Source organism: Ancylobacter sp. GW821-FHT10E12 (assembly GCF_058809335.1).
This window is the reverse complement of the sequence record NZ_JBXASN010000003.1, coordinates 140,351-165,296: the sequence shown is the minus strand read 5'-3', so window position 1 is coordinate 165,296 and position 24,946 is coordinate 140,351. Positions and strand designations below refer to the sequence as shown.

Here is a 24,946-nt window from a genome sequence, read left to right as displayed (position 1 = left end):
AACGACGATGAACGCCATATCCTCCCGCCAGCAGGACATCTTGCTGCTCGCCCGCGCCCAGGGACGGGTCAGCGTCGAGGACCTCTCGGGCCGTTTCGACGTATCGCCGCAGACCATCCGCAAGGACTTGAACGACCTGTGCGTGCGCCGGCTGATGTCGCGCGTGCATGGCGGCGCGGTGGTGGCCTCCGGCGTCGAGAACCTCGCCTACGAGGCGCGCCGGGTGATGGCGCAGGGCGCCAAGCGCGCCATCGCCGAGGCGGCGGCCAGCATCGTGCCCAACCGCGCCTCGCTGTTCATCAATATCGGCACCACCACCGAGGAGGTGGCGCGCGCGCTCGGCGACCACGAGGACCTGCTGGTCATCACCAACAACCTCAACGTGGCGACGCAGCTCTATCGCCATCCCAAGATCGAGCTGATCATGGCCGGCGGCCCGGTGCGCCATGCCGACGGCGCGGTGATCGGCTCCTCGGCGGTGGATTTCGTCCGCCAGTTCCGCGTCGACTATGCGGTGATCGGCGCCTCGGCGATCGAGGAGGACGGCACGCTGCTCGATTTCGACTATCGCGAGGTGCAGGTGGCGCGCGCCATCATCGACAATGCCAGGCAGGTGATCCTGGTCGCCGACCGTTCCAAGCTGGAGCGCTCGGCGCCGGTGCGCATCGGCCAGATGAACGAGATCGACACGTTCGTCACCGATGCCGTGTCCTCGCCGGAATTGCGGGAAGTGTGCGCGCGCGACCAGGTCGAGCTGATCGAGGTCGGCGGCGCCGAGGACGAGGTGTTCTGACGGCGCGTTCCGCTTGCCGCGTTCCGCTCCCGCGCGGAGGAGCGGCGGGGACGCCGCCGGCACTTTCGCCCGATGCTGCGGTGCGGTAGGTTCCGCCCTGCCTGCGCGTGGCGCTCCGGGCCGTCCCCGGTGTGGCGCGCAAGATCTGGAAGCCAGCATGATCGTCCGCAACCGTCCCAGCCTGCTGGAGCTGTTCTTCATCCTGCGGGGCTCGGTGCTGCAGCGCATCTGGCCGCAGCTGCTGTTCGTCATGGGGCTGTCGAGCGCCATCGTCATCGGCCATGCGCTGCGGCCGGGCCTGGTGCCGACGCTCGACGGCATGCCCTTCGCGCTGATCGGCATCGCGCTGTCGGTGTTCCTCGGCTTCCGCAACAGCGCCTGCTACGACCGCTGGTGGGAGGCCCGCAAGCAATGGGGCGCGATGCTGGCGACCGCTCGCGACCTTGCCCGCCGCAGCCTGCTGCTGGAGGCGCGTGGGGCGCCCGGCGCCGCGGCGCGCCAGGCCCTGCTCGGCCAGCTCATCGCCTTCACGCGCACGCTGGAGGGCGAACTGCGCCCTCCCGTGCCGGCCGCGTCCGGGGCCACCGGGTGCTTCCCGGCCGATGCGGTGCTGCGGGAGGCCGGCGCCGGGCTGGCCGGCGCGCGCGCCGGCGGCCTGCTGTCCGACATCGAGTTCTCGCTGCTCGATGCCGGCCTGACCGAGCTGAACCGCGCCGCCACGGCCTGCGAGCGCCTGCGCACCACGCCGGTGCCCTTCGGCTACACGCTGCTGCTGCACCGCACCGCCTATCTCTTCTGCCTGCTGCTGCCCTTCGGCTTCGCCGACGTGCTCGGCTGGGGCACGCCCTTCGTCACCGGCCTCGTCGCCTACACCTTCTTCGGGCTCGATTCGCTCAGCGGCGAGATGGAGGAGCCGTTCGGCACCCGCCCCAACGCGGTGCCGATCGCCGCCCTCGCCAGCACCATCGAGCTCAATCTGCGCGCGGCGCGCGGCGAGACGGATCTTCCCGACCTGCCGCAGCCGGTGGATACGATCCTGCTGTGACGTCCGCCGGCCAAAGAACAATTGGCGGGTGGTTCGCCCGCCCGCCCGTCTTGTTTAAACTGCGGCGGAGATTCTGCCGCCAGCCTCTGCCATATCCGCTACCGTGCCCGTAGGAGAACGCCCCATGGAACTTCGTCGTCTCGGTCGCTCGGACATCCTGGTTCCGCCGCTCTGCTTCGGTGGCAACGTGCTCGGCTGGACCGCCGACGAGGCCACGAGTTTCCGCCTGCTCGACGAACTCGTCGGCGCCGGCTTCAACTTCATCGACACCGCCGACGCCTATTCGCGCTGGGTGCCCGGCCATGTCGGCGGCGAATCCGAGACCATTCTCGGCAAGTGGATGAAGGCGCGCGGCAATCGCGAGCGCATCGTGCTCGCCACCAAGGTCGGCAGCGACATGGGGCGCGGCAAGATATGCCTCGACCCGGCCTATATCGCCGAGGCGGTCGAGGCGTCGCTGAAGCGGCTGCAGACCGACTATATCGACCTCTACCAGTCGCATTGGGACGACCCCGATACCCCGTTCGAGGAGGTGCTCGGCGCCTATGACGCGCTGGTCGGGGCCGGCAAGGTCCGGCTCATCGGCGCCTCCAACCTCTCCGCCTCGCGGCTGTTCGACGCGCTGGCGGTGAGCGCGCGCGCGAAGCTGCCGCGCTACGAGACCTTCCAGCCGGAATACAATCTGTGCGAGCGCACCCTGTTCGAGACCGAGCTGGAGCCGGTCTGCCGGGCGAACGGGCTCGGCGTCATCACCTATTTCTCGCTCGCCGCCGGCTTCCTGACCGGCAAGTACCGCACCGCCGCCGATGCCGGCAAAAGCCCGCGCGGGCAGGCCAATGTCGACAAATATCTGAACGAGCGCGGGCTGCGCATCCTCGCCGCGCTCGATGCCGCGGCCGCCGGGCACGGCGCCAGCCCGACGCAGGTGGCGCTCGCCTGGGTGATGGCGCGCCCCTCGGTCACCGCCGCCATCGCCAGCGCCACGACGAGCGCGCAACTCGCCGACCTGATCGCCGCCGCCGAGCTGCGATTGACGGCGGGCGACATCGAACGGCTCAATGCGGCGAGCGCCTGACAGGCTCCACGGAGAGACGCACATGACCCCCGCCGGCCGCGACGCCATCGCCCGCTTCATCGACCAGGGGCGCGGGGTGGTTCCGGCGGACCTGGTGATCAAGAATGTCGGGATGCTCGACGTGATCACCGGCGCCGTCACCCCGACCGACATCGCGATAGCCGGCGACCGCATCGTCGGCACCTACGACACCTATGAGGGCGTCGCCGAGATCGACGGGCGCGGCCTGTTCGCGGTGCCGGGCTTCATCGACACCCATCTGCACGTCGAATCCTCGCTGGTGACGCCGCTGGAATTCGACCGCTGCGTGCTGCCGCACGGGGTGACCACGGCGATCTGCGACCCGCACGAGATCGCCAACGTGCTCGGCGCCGAGGGCATCGCCTATTTCCAGGCCTGCGCGCGCCACACGATCATGGACCTGCGGGTGCAGCTCTCCTCCTGCGTGCCGGCCACCCGGTTCGAGACCGCCGGCGCCGAGCTCAATGCCGCCGATCTCGTCGCCCTGCGCGGCGACCCCTCCGGCATCGGCCTCGCCGAGTTCATGAATTTCCCCGGCGTGCTGTTCAAGGACGCCGGCGTGCTCGACAAGCTCGCCGCCTTTTCCGGCGGCCATATCGACGGCCACGCGCCGCTGCTCTCCGGCCGCGACCTCAACGGCTACATCGCCGCCGGCATCCGCACCGAGCACGAGGCGACCTCGCTGGAGGAGGCGCGCGAGAAGCTGATGAAGGGCATGACCGTCCTCATCCGCGAGGGCTCGGTCTCCAAGGACCTCCACGCGCTGATCCCGCTGATCACGCCCGACACCTCCGCCTATCTCGCCTTCTGCACCGACGACCGCAACCCGCTCGACATCGCCGAGGAAGGCCATCTCGACTACATGATCCGCACCGCGATCGCCCATGGCGCGCCGCTGCATCACGTCTACCGCGTCGCCAGCCTGTCGGCGGCCACCGCCTTCGGCCTCACCGACCGCGGGTTGATCGCGCCGGGCCGGCGCGCCGACATCGTGCTGGTCGAGGATCTCGCGCAATGCTCGGTGCGCCAGGTCATCTCCGCCGGGCGGCCGGTGACGCCGGAACTGTTCGCCACGCGGGGCGCCGTGCCCGCCGTCGGCCTCGATTCGATGAAGGCGGCGCCGGTGACGGCGGAAGCCTTCCGCCTGCCGGCCAACCGCACCGCCACGCGGGTGATCGGCGTGGTGCCCGGCCGCATCATCACCGAGGACCTGGTCCTGGAGCTGCCCATCGAAGGCGGCGCCAAGCAGGTCGATCTGGCGCAGGACGCGGTGAAGGTCTGCGTGGTCGAGCGGCACGGGCGCAACGGCAATATCGGCCGCGGCTTCGTGCACGGCTTCGGCATGAAGCGCGGCGCCATCGCCTCCTCGGTCGGCCATGACAGCCACAATATCTGCGTCGTCGGCGTCGACGATGCCGACATGGCGGCGGCGGTGAACCGGCTCATCGAGCTGAAGGGCGGCTTCACGGTGGCGCAGGGCGGGCAGGTGCGCGCCGAGCTCGCCCTGCCGGTGGCGGGGCTGATGTCGGAGCGCCCGTTCGAGCAGGTGCACGACGCGCTAATCGAGCTGCGCGCCGCGGCCAAGGCGCTGGGCGTGACGCTGCCCGAGCCGTTCCTGCAGGTCGCCTTCCTGCCGCTGCCGGTGATCCCGCATCTGAAGATCACCGATTTCGGCATGTTCGACGTCGGCCGCTTCGAACTGATCGAGGGCTGAGGAACCGGGAAGTCCGGTCTGGACGGTCGCCCGCCCGCACGGCTTCTGCTACTAGCTCGCCCGATCCTCACGTCCTGCCGCCGGAAGCCCGATGTCCTTCCTGTTCCTGCCGCTTCTCGTCCTGTGGACGCTGCTTCTGGCGCTCGGCGCCCCCGTGCTGGGGCTGATGAACAGCCCGGTGCGGGTGCGCGCCTATTCGCGCTTCTGGGCGCGGGGCGTGCTCGCCCTGCTGCGCGGGGTCGGCGGCGTCTCGCATGTCGAGATCGGCCGCGCCAACCGCCCGGCCGGGCCGGCGCTCTATGTCGTCAACCACCAGTCGGCCTGGGAGACCATCGCCTTCGCCGTGCTGGTGCCGGACATCGCCATCGTGATGAAGGAGGAGCTCGGCCGCATCCCGGTCTTCGGCTGGTTCCTGCGCCGCTCGCCGATGATCGCCATCGACCGCAACGGCGGCGCCTCCTCGCTGAAGAAGATGCTGCGCGAGGGCCGCGAGGCGGTGGCGCAGGGGCGCAGCCTGCTGATCTTCCCGGAAGGCACAAGGCGCGGGCCGCATGAGCGCGCCGAGTTCCAGCGCGGCATGGTGCTGCTCTACAAGGCGCTCGGCGTGCCGGCGGTGCCGGTCGCCCACAATGCCGGCCTGTTCTGGCCGGGGCGCAGCTTCAAGCTGAACCGGGGCACCATCCGCGTCAGCTACCTGCCGGCGCTGCCACCCGGCCTGCCGGACGCCGTGTTCATGCAGCGCGCGGCTGAGGCCATCTATGAGGAGCGCGACCGGCTGGTGGCGCATGTGGAGCTCGGCATGGAGAACGCATCATGAGCGTCGTCGTCATCGGCGCCGGGCAGGCCGGCTTCCAGCTCGCCGCCAGCCTGCGCGAGGCCGGCTATGACGAGCCCGTCACGCTGGTCGGCGACGAGCCGGGCCTGCCCTATCAGCGCCCGCCGCTCTCGAAAGCCTATCTCAAGGGCGAGGCGGACGAGGAGCATCTCGAATTGCGCCCGGCCGCCTTCTTCGCCGACCACCGCATCGGCCTCGCCCATGGCCGGGTGGTCGCGGTCGACCGCGCGGCGCGGCGGGTGATGCTGGAGGACGGGGCCAAGCTGCCCTACGGCCATCTCGTCTTCGCCACCGGCGCCCGCAACCGCGTGCTGCCGGTGCCGGGCGCGGAGCTCGACGGCGTGTACTACCTGCGCACGCTGGCGGATGCCCAGGCCATCAAGGCCCGGCTGCCGGCGGCGGGGCGGGTGGCGGTGATCGGCGCCGGCTTCATCGGGCTGGAATTCGCCGCCGTCGCCCGCAAGCTCGGTCACGAGGTCACGGTGATCGAGGCGGCTGCGCGCGTGCTCGGCCGCGCGCTGGGGCGGACCATGTCGGATTTCTTCGCCGCCGAGCATCGCGCCATGGGCACGGACCTGCGTCTCGGCGCCGGCGTCGTCCGGCTCGTCGGGGCGGGCGGGCGCGTCGTCGCGGTGGAGACCGCCGACGGCGAGCCGGTGCCCGCCGATCTCGTGGTGGTCGGCATCGGGGTGGTGCCGAATGTCGAGCTGGCCGCCGCCGCCGGACTGGACGTGGCGAACGGCATCGTCGTCGATGCGCATCTGGCGACCTCCGACCCCGAGATCTCCGCCATCGGCGACGTCGCCTTCTATCCGAGCCGGCATTGGGACGGCGCGTCGGTACGGCTCGAATCGGTGCAGAACGGCGCCGACCAGGCCCGCTGCCTCGCCGCCCGGCTCACCGGCCGGGTGCAGCCCTATGAGGCGGTGCCGTGGTTCTGGAGCGATCAGGCCGACCTGAAGCTGCAGATGGTCGGCCTCGCGCATCCCGGCGACGACGAGGTGCGGCGCGGCGATCCGGGCTCGCGTCGCTTCTCGGTGTTCCGCTTCCGCGACGGGCGGCTCACCGCCATCGAGAGCGTCAACCGCCCGGCCGACCACATGCTCGGCCGCCGCCTGCTCGCCGGCACGCCAACGCTCACCCCCGAGCAGGCCGGCGACGAGGGCTTCGAGCTGAAGAGCCTGCTGGGGCGGTGAGGGCGGCGCGGGCCTGCGTGCTTCGAGAGCGGGGCCGCGCCCCGCTCCCCGGCATGGCGGGTGACCGAATTCTTTCACCGCGTCCGCTATGCTGGGAGCCTTCCTGAAAATTCAGATGCACCCTCATGCCCGGGCTTGACCCGGGCATCCAGCCCATACGCAGGTACGGGCAGGACAGTCTGGGTGCGCCGGGTCAAGCCCGGGCATGAGGGTGGAAAAGGCGGCGTTCGATCGGCCAACTGAATTGTGAGTCAGGCTCCGAGGTGGCTTTCACCACGCCCGCCATCCCGAGGTGGCTTTCACCACGCCCGCCATCCCGAGGTGGCTTTCACCACGCCCGTCATCCTGAGGTGGCTTTCACCACGCCCGTTACCCCGAGGTGGTTTTCGCCACGCCCGTCATCCTGAGGTGGTTTTCACCACGTCCGTCATCCTGAGTGTCTGACCCGTAAATGTGAGTAGGTGATCCCGGCCCTGGGTGATTCCGTCGTGGTTGCGAAGCAACGATGGAGATCATCATGGCCTGGACCGAGACCACCCGACCGGACTATCAGCGCAGCGACGAACACTACGCAAGCGACCTGACGGATCGGGAGTGGGAGTTGATCGCGCCGCTGCTGCCGGCCCCGGCGCGGCGCGGACGACGACCGAGGACCAGCCTGCGTGCGGTGCTCGAGGCCTTGCTCTATATGGTCTGGACGGGTTGCCCCTGGCGCGGGCTGCCGCGCGACTTCCCGCCCCGCTCCACGGTGCAGCGCTATTTCTACCGCTGGCGCGACCAGGCCTTCTGGGGGCGGCTGAACGCCGAACTGACGGCCCGCCTGCGCCGCGCCGCCGGTCGGCCGGAGGTGCCGCAGGCTGCGGTGATCGACAGCCAGAGCGTCAAGACCACGGAAAGCGGCGGCCCGCGCGGCTTCGATGCCGCCAAACGGGTCAAGGGCCGCAAGCGCCACATCGTCACCGATACCTCCGCCCGGCTGCTGGCGGTGCACGTCCATGCCGCGAACATCCAGGACAGCCACGGCGCGGTCCCGCTGCTGCGCAGCCTGGGCGCCAGCTTCCCGACCTTGCGCCATGTCTTCGCCGACCGCGTCTACCGCGGCCAAAAGCTCCACGCCGCGCTGGCCGGCACCGGTCCATGGACCATCGACATCGTCACCCGCGACCAGAGCCTCGGCCACTTCGTGCCGGAACCCAAGCGCTGGGTGATCGAGCGCACCTTCGCCTGGCTCGGCCGCAACCGCCGCCTCGCCAAGGATTATGAAGCGTCCACCGAAAGCCAGACCGCATGGATCTTCATCGCCAACGCAAAGCTCGCCATCCGAAAGATCGCCCGCGCCAAACACCACTCATGAATTACGAGCCAGACTCTGAGGTGCCCGGCCCAGCCGGGCCTCGAAGGACGCAGAACCGTACCGGCTACGCACGCCTCGGGGCGGCCACCAGCTCAGCGGCGATGCCCCGCCAGCGATGCCCATCGTCCCCCGCTTCCGTCATCCCGGCCGAAGCGCGGCTTCGATCCCGGATCGGCTGCCGGCCGCTGGGATGACGGCGGATGCAGCCCCGACGGCTCGCCATCGCCGCCTCGTTCCGTTTTCGGCCTGATCGTACACCTCACTGCACGGGTCATCCGTGGCACCGGACGGCCCTGTTCAGCCGCCGCAATACGGTGCTACCATCGGCAATCCTCACGCATATCGGGATTTCCGATGGCATTTTCACTGCGCCAGCTGCAATATTTCGTCGCCGTGGCCGAGAACGGCTCGGTGTCCTCGGCGGCGCATATCCTGTCGATCTCGCAATCGACGGTGACCGAGGCGCTGCGCGAGCTGGAGCTCGATCTCGGCTTCAAGCTGCTCGACCGTCACGCCCGCGGTGCCGACCTCACCCTCAAGGGCCACCATTTCCTGCGCCATGCGCGAAAAATCCTCGGCGACGTCGCCGATGCCCGCCGCGCGCTTTCCGGCTCGGAGGGCGCGACCCTTGAGGGACGCCTCTCGGTCGGGGTGACGCCGCTGGTCGCCGGCTATGTGTTCTCCGACCTGCTCGCCCGCTTCCGCCGCGCCTTTCCCGGCGTGGCGGTGGAGGCGGTGGAGGATGCCGGCGACTATCTCGAGCACCTGCTGGTCGGCGGCGAGCTCGACGTCGCGGTGATGGTGCTGCCGCCCGGAAGGCGTTCCGCCGCCTTGCAGACCGAGCCGGTGGAGGTCTCGCCCTATCGGGTGTGGATGCCGCTCGGCCATCCGGCGCTGGCGGAGGAGCGGGTCAGCCTGCGCGATCTTGCCGCCGAGCCGCATGTGCTGCTTACCATCGACGAGATCGCCGAGGCCTCCGAGATCGTCTGGCGCAGGCTCGGCATCCGCCCGCCGGTGGCGTTCCGCACCCGCTCGGTGGAGGCGGTGCGCTCGCTGGTGGCGACCGGCGCCGGCGTCGCGGTGATGCCGGATCTCACCTATCGCCCCTGGTCGCTGGAAGGCGACAAGATCGAGGCGCGGCTTCTCGCCGAGGAATTGCCGGCCATCGAGGTGGCGACCGCGTGGCGGCGCGGCTCGCCGCTTTCGCCGGCCGCCGGCGGCTTCCTGTCCATCGCCGGCACCCGCCAGGCCGGCCGGGTACGCCATGGCGGCGCCATCGCCTGAATATCACTCATCGGTTTTTCCGATGCCTGCGTTCTTTTCTTTGGTGTGGCGGCCTCGACGACGCAGCGGCACACTTCCCTCAAAGGGCCGATGATGCCCGCAGAACAGAGGGAACCGACATGCGCACGCGATACATGCCCACCCGTTATCTGCATCTGCCGGCGCTCGTCGCCTGCACCGCCCTCACCGTGCAACCCATTGTCGCTGCTGAGTTAAAGCAGCTCGGCAAGGGCGAGGGCCAGGTCGATATCGTCGCCTGGGCCGGCTATATCGAGCGCGGCGAGACCGACAAGGGCTATGACTGGGTCACCGATTTCGAGAAGAAGTCCGGCTGCAAGGTCAACGTGAAGACCGCCGGCACCTCGGACGAGATGGTGGCGCTGATGAACGAGGGCGGCTTCGACCTCGTCACCGCCTCCGGCGACGCCTCGCTGCGGCTCATTGCCGGCAAGAAGGTCGCCCCGATCAACGCCAAGCTGATCCCGAGCTGGGGCACCGTCGACGAGCGCCTGCAGAGCGCGCCGTGGCACACGGTGAACGGCGTGCATTACGGCGTGCCCTATCAGTGGGGCTCCAACGTGCTGATGTACAACACGGAAGCCTTCAAGGGCGAGGCGCCCAAGAGCTGGAACGTGGTGTTCGAGGAGCAGACCCTGCCGGACGGCAAGTCCAACAAGGGCCGCGTGCAGGCCTTCGACGGCCCGATCTACATCGCCGATGCCGCGCTCTATCTGATGGCGCACAAGCCCGAGCTCGGCATCAAGGACCCCTATGAGCTGACCGAGGCGCAGTACAAGGCGGCGCTCGACCTGTTGCGGGCGCAGCGCAAGATCGTGCAGCGCTACTGGCACGACGCGATGATCCAGGTCGACGATTTCACCAATGAGGGCGTCGTCGCCTCCTCGTCCTGGCCGTTCCAGGTCAACCTGCTGGTCAGCCAGAAGAAGCCGGTCGCCTCGACCCTTCCCAGCGAGGGCGCCACCGGCTGGGCCGATACCACCATGCTGCACGCCGACGCCAAGCACCCGAACTGCGCCTATATGTGGATGGAGCACTCGATCAGCCCGAAGGTGCAGGGCGACCTTGCCGCCTGGTTCGGCTCGGTTCCGGCCGTGCCCGCTGCCTGCAAGGGCAACGAACTGCTCGGCGCCGAGGGCTGCAAGACCAACGGCGCGGAGGATTTCGAGAAGATCCACTTCTGGCGCACCCCGGTCGCCAAGTGCCCGACCCAGGCGGAAGGCTGCGTGCCTTACTACCGCTGGGTGTCGGACTACATCGCGGTGCTCGGCGGCCGCTGAGGCCGACCCCGCCGCCCCTGACCTGCCCGGCCCTTTTCCAGTCGGAGACGGGCCGGGCATCCACGCCGTCGATGCGCTCGTGAATGGCCGGGGTCCGCCCGGCCACGGCGGCCTGCGACCTGACGACAACCCATTCGAGACCTCGATGCCCGCTCCCGCTTCTCCGCCCGCCACTCCCGCCGTCCGCTTCGCCGGTGTGGCGCGGCATTTCGGTGCCGTGAAGGCGGTGGACGGGGTCGATCTCTCCATCGCGCCGGGCGAGTTCTTCGCCATGCTCGGCCCCTCGGGCTCCGGCAAGACCACCTGCCTGCGGCTGATCGCCGGCTTCGAGCAGCCGGATGCCGGCCATATCGAGATCTTCGGCGAGACGGTGGAGGGCCTGCCGCCTTATCGCCGGCCGGTGAACACCGTGTTCCAGGACTACGCGCTGTTCCCGCATCTCTCGGTCGGCGAGAACGTCGCCTATGGCCTCAAGGTGCGTGGCGTCGCCCGCGCCGAGCGCGAGAGGCTGGCGCGGGAAGCGCTTGCGCTGGTGAAGCTCGCGGGCCTGGAGGCCCGCCGTCCCGCCCAGCTCTCCGGCGGCCAGCGCCAGCGCGTCGCGCTCGCCCGCGCGCTGGTGGTGCGGCCCAAGGTGCTGCTGCTCGACGAGCCGCTCGGCGCGCTCGACCTGAAGCTGCGCGAGGAGATGCAGGTCGAGCTGAAGGGGCTGCAGCGGGCGCTCGGCCTCTCCTTCGTCTTCGTCACCCATGACCAGGGCGAGGCGCTCTCCATGGCCGACCGGGTGGCGGTGTTCAACGAGGGCCGCATCGTGCAGGTCGGTCCGCCGGAAGACGTCTATGAGCGCCCGGCGACGCGCTTCGTCGCCGCCTTTGTCGGCGCCGCCAATGTGATCGAGGCGGAGATGGCGGCCGCACTGGGTGCCCCGCGCCGCCTCGCCAGCCTGCGGCCGGAGAAGATCGCGCTGCTGCCCGACGGAGCGCCGCTGCCGGAGGGCTGCGCGCTTGTCGAGGCGAGCGTCGTCGACGTGTCCTATCAGGGCCCCGTGCGCCGCATCGCCACCCGCATGGCCGCCGGCGCGCCGCTCACCGCCGCGGTGCCGGCCGGGCTGGCCGTCGCCGCACCGGGCGAGACGGTGCGGCTCGCCATTCCGCGCGCGGCGCTGCAGCCGATGGAGGGCGAGGGATGAGCCTGGTCTCGCTCGACCTGCCGGCCCCGCGCGAGGGCATGCTGCGCCGCCTTTCCGACGCGCTGATGCGGCGCGGCCATCTCATCGTGCTGCTGCTCCTGCTGCCGCCGCTTCTGTGGCTCGGTGTGGTCTATCTCGGCAGCTTGCTGGTCTTCCTCGGCCAGTCGGTCTTCTCCATCGACGAGTTCGCCGGCACCATCGTCTACGAGCCGACCACGGCGACGCTGCTCGAACTGTTCCGCCCGGCCAATTTCGACATCTTGATGCGCACGGTCGGCATCGCCACGGCGGTGACGCTGCTCTGCGCGCTGATCGCGTTTCCCATCGCCTATTACGCCGCGCGCTATGCCGGCCCCCGCGCCAAGGCGGCGTTCTATCTCGCGGTGATGATGCCGCTCTGGTCGAGCTATCTGGTCAAGGTCTATGGCTGGAAGCTGCTGCTCGCCCGCGAGGGCGCCATTTCCTGGTTCGCCTCCCGGCTCGGCCTCGACGGCGCGCTCGACGCCTGGCTGGCGCTGCCGCTGGTCGGCGGGCCGTCGCTGTCGGTCTCCTATACCGGCATGGTGCTGACCTTCACCTATCTCTGGCTGCCCTTCATGATCCTGCCGGTACAGGCGGCGCTGGAGCGGGTGCCGGGAAGCCTGATCGAGGCGGCCGGCGATCTCGGCGCCAGTCCCGGCACCACGTTCCGCACGGTGATCCTGCCGCTGGCCATGCCCGGCGTGGTGGCGGGCGCGGTGTTCACCTTCTCGCTGACGCTGGGCGACTACATCGTTCCGCAGATCATCGGCACCTCGGCGCTGGTGCTGGGGCAGGCGGTCTACACGCTGCAGGGCACGGCGGGGAACATCCCGCTCGCCGCCGCCTTCTCGCTGGTGCCGATCCTGGTCATGGCGCTGTTCCTGACGCTCGCCAAGCGCACGGGGGCGTTCGATGCGATGTGAGGGAGTGCGTTTCCGCGCCAACGACCCGGCCCCCTCTCCCCGACGGGGAGAGGGGTGGGGTGAGGGGGGCCCGCACCGGGGGGTGGAGCGCTGTCGCCCCTCATCCGGCCTCTCCCCCACGGGAAGAGGTGAAGTCGGGGAGGCGCATCGATGAACCGCCCATCACTCTCCCTCAAGATCGCGGCGCTCGGCGGGCTCGCCTTCCTGCACATCCCGCTGCTGTTCATCCTGCTCTATGCCTTCACCACCGAGGAGAGGAGCTACGCCTTCCCGCCACCCGGCTTCACGCTGAAATGGTTCGGCGTGGTGTGGGGACGCGCCGACATCTGGGCGGCGGTCGGCCTGTCGCTGCGGGTCGCGGCCATCGCGACGCTGATCGCGCTGGTGCTCGGCACGCTGGCCGCCGGAGCGCTGGCGCGGGCGAAGTTCTTCGGCCGCGAGCCGGTCTCGCTGCTGTTCGTGCTGCCCATCGCCCTGCCGGGCATCGTCACCGGCATCGCGCTACGCCAGGCCTTTGGCCTGATGGAGATACCCTTCTCGTTCTGGACCATCGTGCTCGGCCACGCGACCTTCTGCATCGTCGTGGTCTACAACAACGCCGTGGCGCGCCTGCGCCGGCTGTCGCCGTCGCTGATCGAAGCCTCGATGGACCTCGGCGCCGACGCCTTCCAGACCTTCCGCCTTGTCGTGCTGCCCAATATCGGCACCGCGCTGCTCGCCGGCGGCATGCTGGCCTTCGCGCTCTCCTTCGACGAGGTCATCGTCACCACCTTCACCGCCGGCCAGCAATCCACCCTGCCGATCTGGATGCTGTCCGAACTGATCCGCCCGCGCCAGCGGCCGGTCACCAATGTCGTCGCCGTCCTCGTCATCGTCGTCACCTTCCTGCCGATCCTCGCCGCCTACTACCTCACCCGCGAGGGCGGGCCGGCCAGGGCCGGCGGCAAATAACGGCGGCAAACAGGGAGAAGCCCCATGACCATTTCCCAGGCACCCGCATCCTTCGACACCGGCATGCTGATCGGCTCCGCCTTCGTCGGCGGTACCGAGACGCCGGAAACCGTGCTCAACCCGCGCACCGAGGAAACGCTGATCGAGCTGCCGGAGGCCTCCGCCGACCAGATCGACGCGGCGGTGAACGCGGCGGCGAAGGCGTTCACGACATGGGCGCGCACCACCCCGGCCGAGCGTTCCTACCTGCTGCTCAAGCTCGCCGACCGCATTGAGGCGGAGGCCGAGGGCTTCGCGACGCTGGAGGCGCTCAATTGCGGCAAGCCGCGCCATGCGGTGCTGCGCGACGAGATTCCCGGCGTGGTGGACTGCTTCCGCTTCTTCGCCGGCGCGGTGCGCACCCAGCACGGCATGGTGGCCGGCGAATATCTGTCCGGCCACACCTCGATGATCCGCCGCGATCCCATCGGCGTCGTCGCCTCCATCGCGCCGTGGAACTATCCGCTGATGATGGCGGCATGGAAGCTCGCCCCGGCGCTGGCCGGCGGCAACACGGTGGTGATCAAGCCGTCCGAGCAGACGCCGCTGACGCTTCTGAAGCTGGCGAGGATCATCGCCGACATCTTCCCCGCCGGCGTGGTCAATGTCGTGGTCGGGCGCGGCGAGAGCGTCGGCAACACGCTGATCAACCACCCGAAAGTGGCGATGGTCTCGCTGACCGGCGATATCGCCACCGGCAAGAAGGTGCTCACCGCCGCCGCCCGGTCGGTGAAGCGCACCCATCTCGAACTCGGCGGCAAGGCGCCGGTGATCGTGTTCGACGATGCCGACCTTGCCGAGGTGGTCGAGGGGGTGAGGGGGTTCGGCTACTACAATGCCGGACAGGACTGCACCGCGGCCTGCCGCATCTATGCGGCGGACGCGATCTACGAGAAGCTGGTGGCCGACCTCGCCTCCGCGGTGTCGACCCTCAAATTCGCCTCGCCGCGGGACGAGGAGAACGATATCGGCCCGCTGATCTCGGCGCGGCAGCGGGCGCGTGTCGCCTCCTTCGTCGAGCGGGCGAGCGAGCTCGACCACATCGAGATCGCCACCGGCGGCAAGGTCTCGGGGGACCCCGCGACCGGCAAGGGTTTCTTCTATGAGCCGACCGTGGTCGCCGGGGCGCTGCAATCGGACGAGATCGTCCGGCGCGAGGTGTTCGGGCCGGTGGTCTCGGTGACGCGCTTTTCCGATGTCGACGATGCGGTGGCCTGGGCCAATGACAGCGACTACGGCCTCGCCTCCTCGGTCTGGACCAGGGACGTGTCGAGAGGCCTCGCCACCGCCGCCCGCCTCCAGTACGGCTGCACCTGGGTGAACTGCCATTTCATGCTGGTCAGCGAGATGCCGCATGGCGGCCTCAAGCAGTCCGGCTATGGCAAGGACCTGTCGACCTATGCGCTGGAGGACTACACCGTGGTGCGCCATGTCATGGTGAAGAACGGCTGAGGATGCGACGCCTGCACACTGGTGCGCGGGTGCCGACGGCCTGTAGGATCGAGGTTCCTCGGCGCCTGTCGCCAAGCACCGATCTATCCCTCGGGGGTGTCCATGCCGTCCGCCGTTTTGCCGGCTCGCCTGTTGCTTGCCGCGCTCGTCCTCCTGGTCGGATTCCTGCCCGCTGCCGCTGAGCCGGTCGACGCCACTCCCCGCACGGCCGTGCTGTGCGCCTTCGAGCCGGAATGGAAGGCGCTGCGGGCGGTCGCGACCCATATGGAGGAACGCAACGTCAAGGGCGTCCCCATCGTCACCGGCGAGATCGAGGGCAAGCCGGTGGTGCTGGTGATGACCGGGGTCAGCATGGTGAACGCCGCCATGACCACCCAGATGACGCTGGACCGCTATAATGTGACCCGCATCGTGGTCTCGGGCATTGCCGGCGGCGTGGACCCTTCGCTGAATATCGGCGACATCGCGGTTCCCGAGCGCTGGGGACAGTATCTCGAGGCCATCTTCGCGCGCGAGACGCCGGACGGCTTCCGCCTGCCGCCCGGTTCCAGGACCGACCTGCCGAATTACGGCATGATCTTTCCGCGCGGCGTGCGCGTGTTTCGCGAGGGCAGCGATGCCTCGCCCCGGCAGTTCTGGTTCGATGTCGATCCCGTCCTGCTCGACGTCGCGCGCCGGACCGAGGCGCAAGCCGACGGCGAGCTCCGGCGTTGCAGCGCCGAGACTGTGTGCCTGCTGAAGGCGCCGCGCGTGCGGGTGGGCGGCAACGGAGTGTCCGGCGCGGCCTTCGTCGACAATGCCGCGTTCCGAACCTACACCTTCGACACGTTCAAGGCGCAGGTGCTGGACATGGAAAGCGCCGCCATCGCCCATGTCGCGACCACCAATGGCGTGCCGTTCATCGTCTTCAGGGCGCTGTCGGACCTTGCCGGCGGCGGGCCGGGCGAGAACGAGATCCGCATTTTCGAGGAACTGGCGGCCAATAATTCGGTGGCGGTGATGCGCACGTTCCTCAGGGCGCTGCGGGATTGAGGCGGCGCGTCGCGCGGCTAGATGGCAAACGCATTGTTGTGATCGCCTGCGGCCCAACATGACGAAGTTTTAAGTTGGCACCCGCCTTGCCATCTGTTGACTAAACGTTAGGACGGTTCCGTGCTTCGGGAGCGGTACGGATGAGGGAGGGTGCATGCGGCGACTGACCTTTGTGATCGTCGGACTGGCCGTGCTGGGAGCCGTCGCGGCCCTCGGCTATCAGAAGGGCTGGGTCGCCGACGGCATGAAGCTGGTGCAGGGCGAGGCGCGCGCCGCACCGGAAGCACGCCCCGCCGCGCCGCGCATTCCTGTTGAGGTAGCCGTTGCGCGGGCCGAGCAGGTCACGGCCGACATCCGCTCGATCGGCAGCCTGCAATCGGACGAATCCGTGAAGGTCGCCTCCGAGGTCGCCGGGCGGATCGAGGATATCCGCTTCAGGGAAGGCGAGCAGGTATGGGCCGGCCAGGTGCTGGTGAAGCTCGACACCGCCCTCGTCGCCGCCTCGCAGGCCGAGATGGAGGCGCGTCTCAACCTCGCCAAATCCAATTTCGAGCGCGCCCAGCGCCTGCGCGAGAGCGGCTCCGGCACCGCGCGCACCCTCGACGAGGCGCTGGCGGAGCTCAACACCGCCACCGCGCTGCTCGACCTGCAGCAGGTCCAGCTCTCCAAGCACACCATCGCCGCCCCGTTCGACGGGGTGGTGGGCCTGCGCGCGATTTCGGTCGGCGCCTATATCCCGGTCGGCACCGCGCTGGTGAACCTTGAGAAGATCGACGTGCTGAAGGTCGACTTCAAGGTGCCGGAGGTGTTCCTCGGCGCCATCGCCGTCGGCCAAAGCGTCGAGATCGTCGTCGACGCCATGCCCGGCCGGGCCTTCACCGGAACCGTCTACGCCATTGACCCGATGATCGACGTCAATGGCCGCTCGCTCAGCGTGCGCGCGCGCCTGCCCAATACCGACCTCGTGCTGCGCCCCGGCCTGTTCGTGCGGGTGGTGGTGAAGGGGCTGGAGAGCCGTTCCACGGTCTTCGTGCCGGAAAGCGCCATCGTCCCGCGCGGTCAGGAGCGCTTCGTCTGGCTGGTGGCCGACGGCAAGGCGGTGGAGACCAAGGTGCAGCTCGGCCAGCGCCGGTCGGGCGAGGTCGAGATCGTCGCCGGCGTGCCCGCCGGCGCCAGCGTCGTGGTTGCCGGGCAAGCCAGGCTGCGCGCCGGCGCCGCGGTGGAGGTGGTGCCGACGCCGCCCGCCTCGCAGGGGTGAGGCGGGGGCGATGGGCATTTCCGAGCTCTGCATCCGCCGCCCGGTCTTCGCCACGGTTCTCAGCCTGTTGATGGTGCTGGTCGGCATCGTCTCCTACACCCGGCTCACCGTGCGCGAATATCCCAATATCGACGAGCCGGTGGTCTCGGTGGTCACCCGCTATCCCGGTGCCTCGGCGAGCATCGTCGAGAGCCAGGTGACGCAGGTGCTGGAAGGCTCCATCGCCGGCATCGAGGGCATCGACGTCCTCGAATCCACCAGCCGCTCGGAATCGAGCCGCATCACCGTGCGTTTCCGGCTGGAAGTGAACCCGGACGTGGCGGCGAGCGACGTGCGCGACCGCGTCAGCCGGGTGCGCCAGCGCCTGCCCGACGAGATCGACGAACCGGTGATCTCCAAGGTGGAGGCCGACGCCCAGCCGGTGGTGTTCATCGTCTTCCGCTCCGACCGCATGAACGCGCTGGAGCTTTCCGACTATATCGACCGCTACGTCGTCGACCGCTTCAAGAACCTCACCGGCGTCGCCGACGTGCAGATCTTCGGCGAGCGCCGCTATTCGATGCGGGTGTGGATCGACCGCGAGCGCCTTGCCGCCTACAACCTCACCGTCCAGGACGTCGAGGACGCGCTGCGCGCCCAGAATGTCGAGATTCCCTCCGGCCGCATCGAGAGCGCCGACCGCGAGTTCACCGTGCTCTCGCGCACCGCGCTCGCCACCGTCGACCAGTTCGAGGATATCGTCGTCAAGCGCACGGGCGGGGCGCAGGTGCGGCTGGCCGACATCGCCCGCGTCGAGCTGGGCGCGGCGGACGAGCGGCGCTCCAGCCGCTTCCAGGGCGGGCAGGCGATCATCGTCGGCGTCATCAAGCAGGCGGTGGCCAATCCGCTGGACGTCTCCGCGGGGGTGCGCTCGGTATTGCCCGAGGTCAATTCCAGCCTGCCGGAGGGCATGAGCGCCGCCATCGGCAACGACAATTCGGTGTTCATCGACCGCTCGATCCGCGCCGTGTTCCACACCATCCTCGAGGCGGTGGTGCTGGTGGTTCTGGTGATCGTGCTGTTCCTGCGTTCCTGGCGGGCATCGCTGATCCCGGTGATCACCATTCCGATCTCGCTGATCACCACCTTCGCGCTGATGTATGCGCTCGGCTTCAGCGTCAATACGCTGACCCTGCTCGCCATGGTGCTGGCCATCGGCCTCGTGGTCGACGACGCCATCGTGGTGCTGGAGAACATCTTCCGCCATATCGAGCACGGCATGAAGCCGATTCCCGCCGCCATCCGCGGCTCCAGGGAAATCGGCTTCGCGGTGGTGGCGATGACGCTGACGCTGGCCGCGGTCTATGCGCCGGTCGCCTTCGCGCCCGGCCGCACCGGGCGGCTGTTCCTCGAATTCGCGCTGACGCTGGCCGGCGCGGTGCTGGTTTCCGGCTTCGTGGCGCTGACGCTCACCCCGATGATGTGCTCGCGGCTGCTGAAGCACGAGGCCAATCCCGGCCGGGTTTCCGCCTTCGTCGAGCGCGGCCTGCGCGGGCTGGAGAACGGCTACCGCCGCACGCTCGGCGGCGTGCTGCGGGTGCGGGCGCTGGTGCTCCTCGTGGCGCTCGTGGTCGCCGGGGCGAGCGCCTGGTTCATCACCATCCTGCCTTCGGAACTGTCGCCGGTGGAGGATCGCGGCACGGTGCGCGTCACCGGCAACGGGCCGGAGGGCTCGACCCTCGCCTACACCTCCCGCTACACCGCCCAGATCGACGGCATCCTCGAGAAGATCCCCGAGATGGATTCGGTGCTGATCATCAACGGCATGCCGGAGGTGAACCGCTTCCTGGTCATGGGCCGGCTGAAGGACTGGGATGAGCGCGGCCGCCGCCAGCAGGAGATCGTCGCCAGCACCACGCCGCAATTGCGGCGCATCGCCGGCGTCAACGCCTATGCCAACAATCCGGCCTCGCTCGGCGCTTCCAACAATTCCCGGCCGATCGAATTCGTGCTGCAGACCTCCGGCACCTATGAGGAGCTCAACACCTATGTCGACCAGTTCCTCGCCCGCATCGGCGACTATCCCGGGCTGGTGAGCCTCGACAGCGACCTCAAGCTCAACAAGCCGGAGATATCGATCACCATCGACCGCTCCAAGGCCGCCGATCTCGGCATCGATGTCGCGGTGCTCGGTCGCACCCTGGAGAGCCTGCTCGGCGGACGGCAGGTGACCCGCTTCGAGGTCGGCGGCGAGCAATATGACGTCTATGTCCAGCTCGACGCCCGCGAGCGGGCATCGCCGACCACGCTCGACACCATCTATCTGCGCTCCGCGGGCGGGCAGATGGTGCAGCTCTCCAACCTCGTCAACGTGCGCGAGAGCGTGGCGCCGCAGGAGCTCAAGCGCTTCAACCAGCTGCGTTCGGCGACCCTTTCCGCCAATCTCGCTCCCGGCTTCTCGCAGGGCGAGGCGCTCGCCTTCCTCGACCGGACGGCGCGCGAGGTGCTGCCGGACACGGTGCAGACCGACGTCTCCGGCCAGAGCCGCGAGTTCCGCGCCGCCGGCCAGAGCCTGGTCCTGGTCTTCGTGCTGGCGCTGGGCTTCATCTATCTGGTGCTGGCGGCGCAGTTCGAGAGCTTCCGCGATCCGGTGATCATCATGCTCACCGTGCCGCTCTCGATGACCGGCGCGCTCGCCGCGCTCTACTATGCCGGCGGCACGCTGAACGTCTATTCGCAGATCGGTCTGGTGACGCTGGTCGGCCTGATCACCAAGCATGGCATCCTGATCGTCGAATTCGCCAACCAGCAGCAGGAGACCGGGCTGGACCGGCGTGCGGCGGTGGTGGAGGCAGCGGTGCTGCGCCTGCGCCCGATCCTGATGACCACCGGCGCGATGGTGCTCGGAGCGGTGCCGCTGGCGCTGGCCACCGGCGCCGGGGCGGAGAGCCGCCAGCAGATCGGCTGGGTGATCGTCGGCGGCATGTCGCTCGGCACGCTGCTGACGCTGTTCGTGGTGCCGACGGTGTATTCGCTGATTGGCCGCATCCACGTCCACCCCGCCGCCGAGGTGACGCCGACCCCGGTCCACGCTCCTTCCGCGCCCGCGCCGGCGGAGTGAGCGGTCAGCCGCGCCAGTTGGGGAACAGGCCGCCCAGCGCGCCGGTGATCATCTCCATGGCGATGGCGGCGAGGATGATGCCCATCAGCCGCTTGGAGATGCTGAGCGCGGTCGGCGACAGCCGGGAGCCGATGATCGGCGCCAGCGCCATCGCCGCGGCGAAGAAGATGAGGTAGCCGGTCAGCCCGGCCCAATAGCCGGCCAGCCCCGCCGTGCCGCGCGCTTCCTGCGCGAACACGATGATCGTCGCCATGGTGCCGGGGCCGAAGGCGATCGGCAGGCCGAGCGGGTAGATGCCGACATTCGACACCGTCTCGAAATGCTGCTGCTCGGCCTGCGTGCCCTGGTGCGAGGAATGTTCGTCGCCGCTGAGCATGGAGAGCGCGATCATCAGCACGATCAGCCCGCCGGCGAGCCGGAAATGCGGCACATCGATGCCGAACATCGACAGCAGCGCCTGCCCGGCGAGCGCGCAGATCACCGCGCCGACCGTCACCGTGACGATCATGGCGACCAGCGCCCCGCGCTTCCCGGCGGGCGAGAGGTCGGCGGTCAGCGCCAGGAATACCGGGATGGTGCTGAGCGGGTTCATGATGGCGAACAGCGCCGCGAACAACTTCGCCGTCAGTGTCAGATCCATGCCCGTCCCCCACCCCCCGTGTCCCTGCCGGCAGGATGCCGGTTCAGCGCCGGTCGTACCAGTCCTGCAGGCGATACCAGGCCGCGACGATCGGCACGAACCACGGATTGCCGGAATAGAGCGGGATGGCGCTGAATTTCTCGCGGTCGAAGGCGGTCGGCCGGTTCTGTCGGCCGAGGATCTTCTGCGCCGTCTGGTAGCCGAGATAGCTCATCAGCGCGACGCCGTTGCCGTTGCAGCCGACCGCGAAGTCGGAATTGTCGCGCTTGCCCATATGCGCCACCTTGTCCATCGTCATGGCGACGAAGCCGCTCCAGGCGTGCGAGATCCTGTAGTCGTTCATCTCCGGCCAGATCTCGGTCATCCGCGCATAGATCGCCGGCGCCGCCTCGCGGTCCGTGGTCTCGGCGAGGCCGGGACGCGAGCCGAACAGGATGCGGCTGCCATCCGGCGACGGGCGGGTATAGATCACGTCGCGCCGGGTATCGGAGATCATCCGCCCGCGTGGAATCAGCTTCTCGATGAGGTCGGCCGGCAGCGGCTCGGTGGCGATCTGGTAGCTCTTCACCCCCACCACCCGGCGCGACAGGTCGGGCGCGGCGTCGTTGCGGGTATAGCCGTTGGTGGAGGTGACGACATGCCGGGCGAGGATGTCGCCGCGCGCCGTCGGCACGATCTTCATGCCGGCGGGGCCGTCCTTCACCGGCCCGGCCTTGGCGTTGGAGCGCAGCATCACCCCGCTCGCCCGCGCCCGCTGGCGCAGCGCCCGGTGATACTTGCCGGGATGCAGGCCGCCATATTCGTCGACGACCATGCCGCCGAAATAATAGTCCGAACCGATCGCCGCGCGCTGGTTGCTGCGGTCGTAGAAGCTGACGGTCACGCCGGTCTTCTCGGCGAGGATGCGGCCGTTGCGATGGATGGCCTCCATCTGGTTCGGCGCATGGGCGCCGAAGAAGCGGCCGGTGATCTTCAGGTCGGCGTCGAGCCCTTCGCCGTTGATCAGCGTCTGCAGATAGTCGAAGGACGAGATGCTGTCGCCGATCATGCGCGCGAACAGTTCGGGATCGGTGCCCTTGATGGCGCCGCCGACCACCAGCTTCTGGCCGCTCGACACCATGCCGCCGGAGCGGGTGGAGCCGCCCTCGCCGATGCGCCCGGCATCGATCACCACCACGTCCATGCCGGCGCGGGCGAGCTCGGTGGCGGCATTGAGCCCGGTATAGCCCGAGCCGATCACCGCCACGTCGACGCGCGCGGGGAGCGGGTCGAGATCGGTCTCCGGCTCGGCCGCCTCCCACCAATAGGGCTGGTCCTTGAAGCCCTCTGCGAAGATGTCCGTTCTGGCCGCCATGGCGTGTGCCTTCTGTGGGGGAGGCGCCGGCAGGCTGCCGCGGATCGTTGCGGCAGGCCGGGCCTCGATAGGTTCGACAGGTGTGGCGCGGTGCTAGAGCACCTGCCCGAGGAATTCCCGCGTCCGCGGGTCCTGCGGTGCGTCGAAGATCGCCGCCGGCGGACCGCTCTCGACGATGCGGCCGTGGTCGGTGAAGCAGACGCGGTCGGCGACCTCGCGGGCGAATTTCATCTCATGGGTGACGAGGATGCAGGTGAGCCCCTCGTCGACCAGTTCGCGGATGGCGGTCAGCACTTCCTTCACCGTCTCCGGGTCGAGCGCGGCGGTGACCTCGTCGAACAGGATCACCTGTGGCTCCATGGCGAGCGCGCGGGCGATGGCGACGCGCTGCTGCTGGCCGCCGGAAAGCTGGCCGGGATAGGCATCGGCCTTGTTGGACAGCCGCACCTTGGCGAGCAGCCTGTGGGCGCGGTCCTCGACCTCCCTGCGGTCGTGGCCGAGCACCTGGATCGGCGCCATCATGATGTTCTGCAGCGCCGTGCGGTGCGGGAACAGGTTGTACTGCTGGAACACCATCGACACCTGGTGCCGCAGCGGCCGCATCTCCTTCTCCGAGCGCATCTTGTGCACCTCGTGCGTGCCGACGCGGATCGAGCCGCCGTCGACCGGGATGAGGCCGTTGATGCAGCGCAGGATGGTCGACTTGCCCGAGCCGGACGGGCCGATGATGCACACCGCCTCGCCGTCCTTCACGCTGAGCGAGATGCCCTTCAGCACCTGGAAGGAGCCGAAGCTCTTGGTGACCGCGTCGAGTTCGATGAGGGCGTCGGAGCGGTTCATAGGGCGTCTCCCTTGACCGACTGCTCCATGCGCCGCGCCAGCAGCGCGATCGGATAGCAGTAGGCGAAGAACAGAAAGAGCGTGGTGATGTAGAAATAGACGATGACCCGTTCGTTCTCCATCGCCAGCAACGTATTGAGCGTGTTCAATACATCCTGGATGCCGGTTACGATGGCGAGCGGGGTGGCGATCATCAGCAGCGCATAGAGGTTCATCCAGCCGGGAATCATCCGGCGCAGCGCCTGCGGCAGGATGATCCGCCAATAGATCGCCATCGGCATGTAACCGAGCGCGCGCGCCGCCTCCCACTGGCCGGAATGGACCGACTGCACGGCGCCGCGGATGATCTCGGCGAAGTTGGCCGCCGTCGGCAAGGCGAGGCCGATGACCGCCTTGAAGAAGGCCGGGATGGCGATGCTCATCCCGAACAGCCGCACGTTGAACGGGATGATGTAGAGCATCGCGAACAGCAGCACGAGCCAGGGCGAGTTGCGCAGGAAGTTCATCACGAAGTAGCAGGGCAGGCGGATGAGGCGGTTCCTCGCCATCATGCCGAAGCCGAGCACGGTGCCGAGCACGGCCGCCAGCGCCATGGAGCACAGGCTGAGGAAGATGTTGAGCGCGAAGCCACCGCTCAGCGGCCAGCCAGTGCCGCTGCCGGTGAGCAGCAGCGGCAGGCGCATCCACACGCGGCTCCAGTATTGCGCGCCGCCGCTGAGCGCATCGACGGCGATCCAGCCAGCGATGGCGACGACGATGCCGAGCTGAACGCAGCGCTTCTTCTGGGTGTAGGTGACGACGAGGGCCATGCGTCAGTTCCCCTTGCCGTAGCCGGGGAAGGCCAGCGCCTGCTCGATGCGCGACATGCCGATGGAAAGCAGGCTGACCAGCGACACATAGATCAGCAGCACCAGGATCATCACCTCGGCGGTGCGGAACGTGTCGTTGTATATCTGGCCGGCATAGTACATCAGCTCGGGTACGGTGATCACCGAGGCCTGCGAGGTGGTCTTGAACAGGTTGGTCATGACATTGGTGAGCGCCGGCAGGCAGATGCGGCTGGCGATCGGCGCCTCGATGCGGCGAAAACGGCCCCAGCGGCTGTAGCCGAGCGCGCGCGCCGCCTCTGTCACCGCCTTGGGCATGCTGTCGAGCCCGGAACGGAAGGCCTCGATGCACAGCGCGCCGCCGAACAGGCTCAGCGAGATCAACGCGCAGGCAAAGGCCGAGAGCAGCGGCACGCTGGTGCCGGTCGCCGGGTCGATCACCCTGAGGCCGATGGTGCTGAGGGTGAAGTAGAAGAACAGCATCTGCAGCAGCGGCGGCGTGTTGCGGAACACTTCCACGAACAGCTCGATGACGGCGTCCAGCCAGGCGATGCGCAGCGTCAGCGCCAGCGCGCCGAACAGGCCGATGACGGAGGCGATCGCCGAGGAGGTGAGCGCCAGCTCGATGGTGGTGAGCGTCCCGCGCAGCAGCCAGCCCTGGTAGACCGGGTCGGCCAGCCATGAATAGTCGAGATTGAACATGGCTGG

At 68.8% G+C, this 24,946-nt stretch carries 21 protein-coding genes; 16 read left to right on the top strand and 5 right to left on the bottom strand.

Going from position 1 to position 24,946, the window contains the following annotated elements; all coding sequences use genetic code 11:
* Positions 1-7: 7 nt before the first annotated feature.
* The 16 genes from AC1RU4_RS04995 (at position 8) to AC1RU4_RS04920 (ending at position 20,577) form a co-directional block, all read left to right on the top strand.
* On the top strand, positions 8-793 hold the full coding sequence (locus AC1RU4_RS04995) for a DeoR/GlpR family DNA-binding transcription regulator (RefSeq protein WP_492889923.1): 786 nt from the start codon (positions 8-10) through the stop codon (positions 791-793).
* Between the two features lie 157 nt (positions 794-950).
* Entirely contained in the window at positions 951-1,838 is an 888-nt protein-coding gene (locus AC1RU4_RS04990) for a bestrophin family protein (RefSeq protein ID WP_492889922.1), read from the top strand.
* A gap of 124 nt (positions 1,839-1,962) precedes the next feature.
* Positions 1,963-2,913: an aldo/keto reductase gene (locus AC1RU4_RS04985; RefSeq protein WP_492889921.1), complete on the top strand. Its 951-nt coding sequence runs from the start codon at positions 1,963-1,965 to the stop codon at positions 2,911-2,913.
* 22 nt (positions 2,914-2,935) lie between these two features.
* Complete coding sequence (gene ade, locus AC1RU4_RS04980; RefSeq protein WP_492889920.1) at positions 2,936-4,648, top strand: adenine deaminase; 1,713 nt, start codon at positions 2,936-2,938, stop codon at positions 4,646-4,648.
* 91 nt (positions 4,649-4,739) lie between these two features.
* The gene (locus AC1RU4_RS04975; protein ID WP_492889919.1) at positions 4,740-5,465 is read left to right on the top strand and encodes a lysophospholipid acyltransferase family protein; all 726 of its coding nucleotides are present in this window, start codon (positions 4,740-4,742) and stop codon (positions 5,463-5,465) included.
* The gene (locus tag AC1RU4_RS04970; protein WP_492889918.1) at positions 5,462-6,679 is read left to right on the top strand and encodes an NAD(P)/FAD-dependent oxidoreductase; all 1,218 of its coding nucleotides are present in this window, start codon (positions 5,462-5,464) and stop codon (positions 6,677-6,679) included. Before AC1RU4_RS04975 ends, AC1RU4_RS04970 begins: the two co-directional genes overlap by 4 nt.
* Before the next feature lie 517 nt (positions 6,680-7,196).
* Complete coding sequence (locus tag AC1RU4_RS04965) at positions 7,197-8,033, top strand: IS5 family transposase (RefSeq protein WP_492889917.1); 837 nt, start codon at positions 7,197-7,199, stop codon at positions 8,031-8,033.
* A gap of 354 nt (positions 8,034-8,387) precedes the next feature.
* The gene (locus AC1RU4_RS04960) at positions 8,388-9,317 is read left to right on the top strand and encodes a LysR family transcriptional regulator (RefSeq protein WP_492889916.1); all 930 of its coding nucleotides are present in this window, start codon (positions 8,388-8,390) and stop codon (positions 9,315-9,317) included.
* Between the two features lie 134 nt (positions 9,318-9,451).
* The gene (locus tag AC1RU4_RS04955) at positions 9,452-10,615 is read left to right on the top strand and encodes an ABC transporter substrate-binding protein (RefSeq protein WP_492890118.1); all 1,164 of its coding nucleotides are present in this window, start codon (positions 9,452-9,454) and stop codon (positions 10,613-10,615) included.
* 145 nt (positions 10,616-10,760) lie between these two features.
* A complete protein-coding gene (locus AC1RU4_RS04950; RefSeq protein WP_492889915.1) occupies positions 10,761-11,801 on the top strand; it encodes an ABC transporter ATP-binding protein in 1,041 nt (346 codons plus the stop codon).
* Positions 11,798-12,745, top strand: a complete 948-nt coding sequence (locus AC1RU4_RS04945; protein ID WP_492889914.1) for an ABC transporter permease — start codon at positions 11,798-11,800, stop codon at positions 12,743-12,745. The genes AC1RU4_RS04950 and AC1RU4_RS04945 overlap by 4 nt, the downstream gene beginning before the upstream one ends.
* A 150-nt stretch (positions 12,746-12,895) precedes the next feature.
* A complete protein-coding gene (locus tag AC1RU4_RS04940) occupies positions 12,896-13,696 on the top strand; it encodes an ABC transporter permease (protein ID WP_492889913.1) in 801 nt (266 codons plus the stop codon).
* A 24-nt stretch (positions 13,697-13,720) separates the two neighbouring features.
* Entirely contained in the window at positions 13,721-15,187 is a 1,467-nt protein-coding gene (locus tag AC1RU4_RS04935) for a gamma-aminobutyraldehyde dehydrogenase (RefSeq protein ID WP_492889912.1), read from the top strand.
* Between the two features lie 102 nt (positions 15,188-15,289).
* A complete protein-coding gene (locus tag AC1RU4_RS04930; RefSeq protein WP_492889911.1) occupies positions 15,290-16,219 on the top strand; it encodes a 5'-methylthioadenosine/S-adenosylhomocysteine nucleosidase in 930 nt (309 codons plus the stop codon).
* A 154-nt stretch (positions 16,220-16,373) separates the two neighbouring features.
* Positions 16,374-17,477, top strand: a complete 1,104-nt coding sequence (locus AC1RU4_RS04925) for an efflux RND transporter periplasmic adaptor subunit (protein WP_492889910.1) — start codon at positions 16,374-16,376, stop codon at positions 17,475-17,477.
* A gap of 10 nt (positions 17,478-17,487) precedes the next feature.
* A complete protein-coding gene (locus AC1RU4_RS04920; protein ID WP_492889909.1) occupies positions 17,488-20,577 on the top strand; it encodes an efflux RND transporter permease subunit in 3,090 nt (1,029 codons plus the stop codon).
* Positions 20,578-20,581: 4 nt separating this feature from the next.
* Here AC1RU4_RS04920 and AC1RU4_RS04915 read toward each other — a convergent pair whose 3' ends face one another.
* The 5 genes from AC1RU4_RS04915 to AC1RU4_RS04895 all read right to left on the bottom strand — a co-directional run bounded on the left by AC1RU4_RS04915 (position 20,582) and on the right by AC1RU4_RS04895 (position 24,940).
* Entirely contained in the window at positions 20,582-21,217 is a 636-nt protein-coding gene (locus AC1RU4_RS04915; protein ID WP_492889908.1) for a MarC family protein, read from the bottom strand.
* Between the two features lie 43 nt (positions 21,218-21,260).
* Entirely contained in the window at positions 21,261-22,571 is a 1,311-nt protein-coding gene (locus AC1RU4_RS04910; RefSeq protein WP_492889907.1) for an NAD(P)/FAD-dependent oxidoreductase, read from the bottom strand.
* Positions 22,572-22,664: 93 nt separating this feature from the next.
* On the bottom strand, positions 22,665-23,411 hold the full coding sequence (locus tag AC1RU4_RS04905) for an amino acid ABC transporter ATP-binding protein (RefSeq protein ID WP_492889906.1): 747 nt from the start codon (positions 23,409-23,411) through the stop codon (positions 22,665-22,667).
* A complete protein-coding gene (locus AC1RU4_RS04900; protein WP_492889905.1) occupies positions 23,408-24,220 on the bottom strand; it encodes an amino acid ABC transporter permease in 813 nt (270 codons plus the stop codon). Before AC1RU4_RS04900 ends, AC1RU4_RS04905 begins: the two co-directional genes overlap by 4 nt.
* A gap of 3 nt (positions 24,221-24,223) precedes the next feature.
* Positions 24,224-24,940, bottom strand: coding sequence for an amino acid ABC transporter permease (locus tag AC1RU4_RS04895; protein WP_492889904.1), 717 nt, complete (start codon positions 24,938-24,940; stop codon positions 24,224-24,226).
* Between the last annotated feature and the right edge of the window lie 6 nt (positions 24,941-24,946).

Bases quoted from the DNA above. Each gene is read 5' to 3' on its own strand.
- AC1RU4_RS04920 (WP_492889909.1), top strand. From the start codon at position 17,488: ATGGGCATTTCCGAGCTCTGCATCCGCCGCCCGGTCTTCGCCACGGTT.
- AC1RU4_RS04900 (WP_492889905.1), bottom strand. From the start codon at position 24,220: ATGGCCCTCGTCGTCACCTACACCCAGAAGAAGCGCTGCGTTCAGCTC.
- ade (WP_492889920.1), top strand. From the start codon at position 2,936: ATGACCCCCGCCGGCCGCGACGCCATCGCCCGCTTCATCGACCAGGGG.
- AC1RU4_RS04995 (WP_492889923.1), top strand. From the start codon at position 8: ATGAACGCCATATCCTCCCGCCAGCAGGACATCTTGCTGCTCGCCCGC.
- AC1RU4_RS04930 (WP_492889911.1), top strand. From the start codon at position 15,290: ATGCCGTCCGCCGTTTTGCCGGCTCGCCTGTTGCTTGCCGCGCTCGTC.
- AC1RU4_RS04955 (WP_492890118.1), top strand. From the start codon at position 9,452: ATGCCCACCCGTTATCTGCATCTGCCGGCGCTCGTCGCCTGCACCGCC.
- AC1RU4_RS04895 (WP_492889904.1), bottom strand. From the start codon at position 24,940: ATGTTCAATCTCGACTATTCATGGCTGGCCGACCCGGTCTACCAGGGC.
- AC1RU4_RS04965 (WP_492889917.1), top strand. From the start codon at position 7,197: ATGGCCTGGACCGAGACCACCCGACCGGACTATCAGCGCAGCGACGAA.
- AC1RU4_RS04990 (WP_492889922.1), top strand. From the start codon at position 951: ATGATCGTCCGCAACCGTCCCAGCCTGCTGGAGCTGTTCTTCATCCTG.
- AC1RU4_RS04910 (WP_492889907.1), bottom strand. From the start codon at position 22,571: ATGGCGGCCAGAACGGACATCTTCGCAGAGGGCTTCAAGGACCAGCCC.
- AC1RU4_RS04935 (WP_492889912.1), top strand. From the start codon at position 13,721: ATGACCATTTCCCAGGCACCCGCATCCTTCGACACCGGCATGCTGATC.
- AC1RU4_RS04940 (WP_492889913.1), top strand. From the start codon at position 12,896: ATGAACCGCCCATCACTCTCCCTCAAGATCGCGGCGCTCGGCGGGCTC.
- AC1RU4_RS04970 (WP_492889918.1), top strand. From the start codon at position 5,462: ATGAGCGTCGTCGTCATCGGCGCCGGGCAGGCCGGCTTCCAGCTCGCC.
- AC1RU4_RS04915 (WP_492889908.1), bottom strand. From the start codon at position 21,217: ATGGATCTGACACTGACGGCGAAGTTGTTCGCGGCGCTGTTCGCCATC.
- AC1RU4_RS04960 (WP_492889916.1), top strand. From the start codon at position 8,388: ATGGCATTTTCACTGCGCCAGCTGCAATATTTCGTCGCCGTGGCCGAG.
- AC1RU4_RS04950 (WP_492889915.1), top strand. From the start codon at position 10,761: ATGCCCGCTCCCGCTTCTCCGCCCGCCACTCCCGCCGTCCGCTTCGCC.
- AC1RU4_RS04905 (WP_492889906.1), bottom strand. From the start codon at position 23,411: ATGAACCGCTCCGACGCCCTCATCGAACTCGACGCGGTCACCAAGAGC.
- AC1RU4_RS04975 (WP_492889919.1), top strand. From the start codon at position 4,740: ATGTCCTTCCTGTTCCTGCCGCTTCTCGTCCTGTGGACGCTGCTTCTG.
- AC1RU4_RS04945 (WP_492889914.1), top strand. From the start codon at position 11,798: ATGAGCCTGGTCTCGCTCGACCTGCCGGCCCCGCGCGAGGGCATGCTG.
- AC1RU4_RS04985 (WP_492889921.1), top strand. From the start codon at position 1,963: ATGGAACTTCGTCGTCTCGGTCGCTCGGACATCCTGGTTCCGCCGCTC.
- AC1RU4_RS04925 (WP_492889910.1), top strand. From the start codon at position 16,374: ATGCGGCGACTGACCTTTGTGATCGTCGGACTGGCCGTGCTGGGAGCC.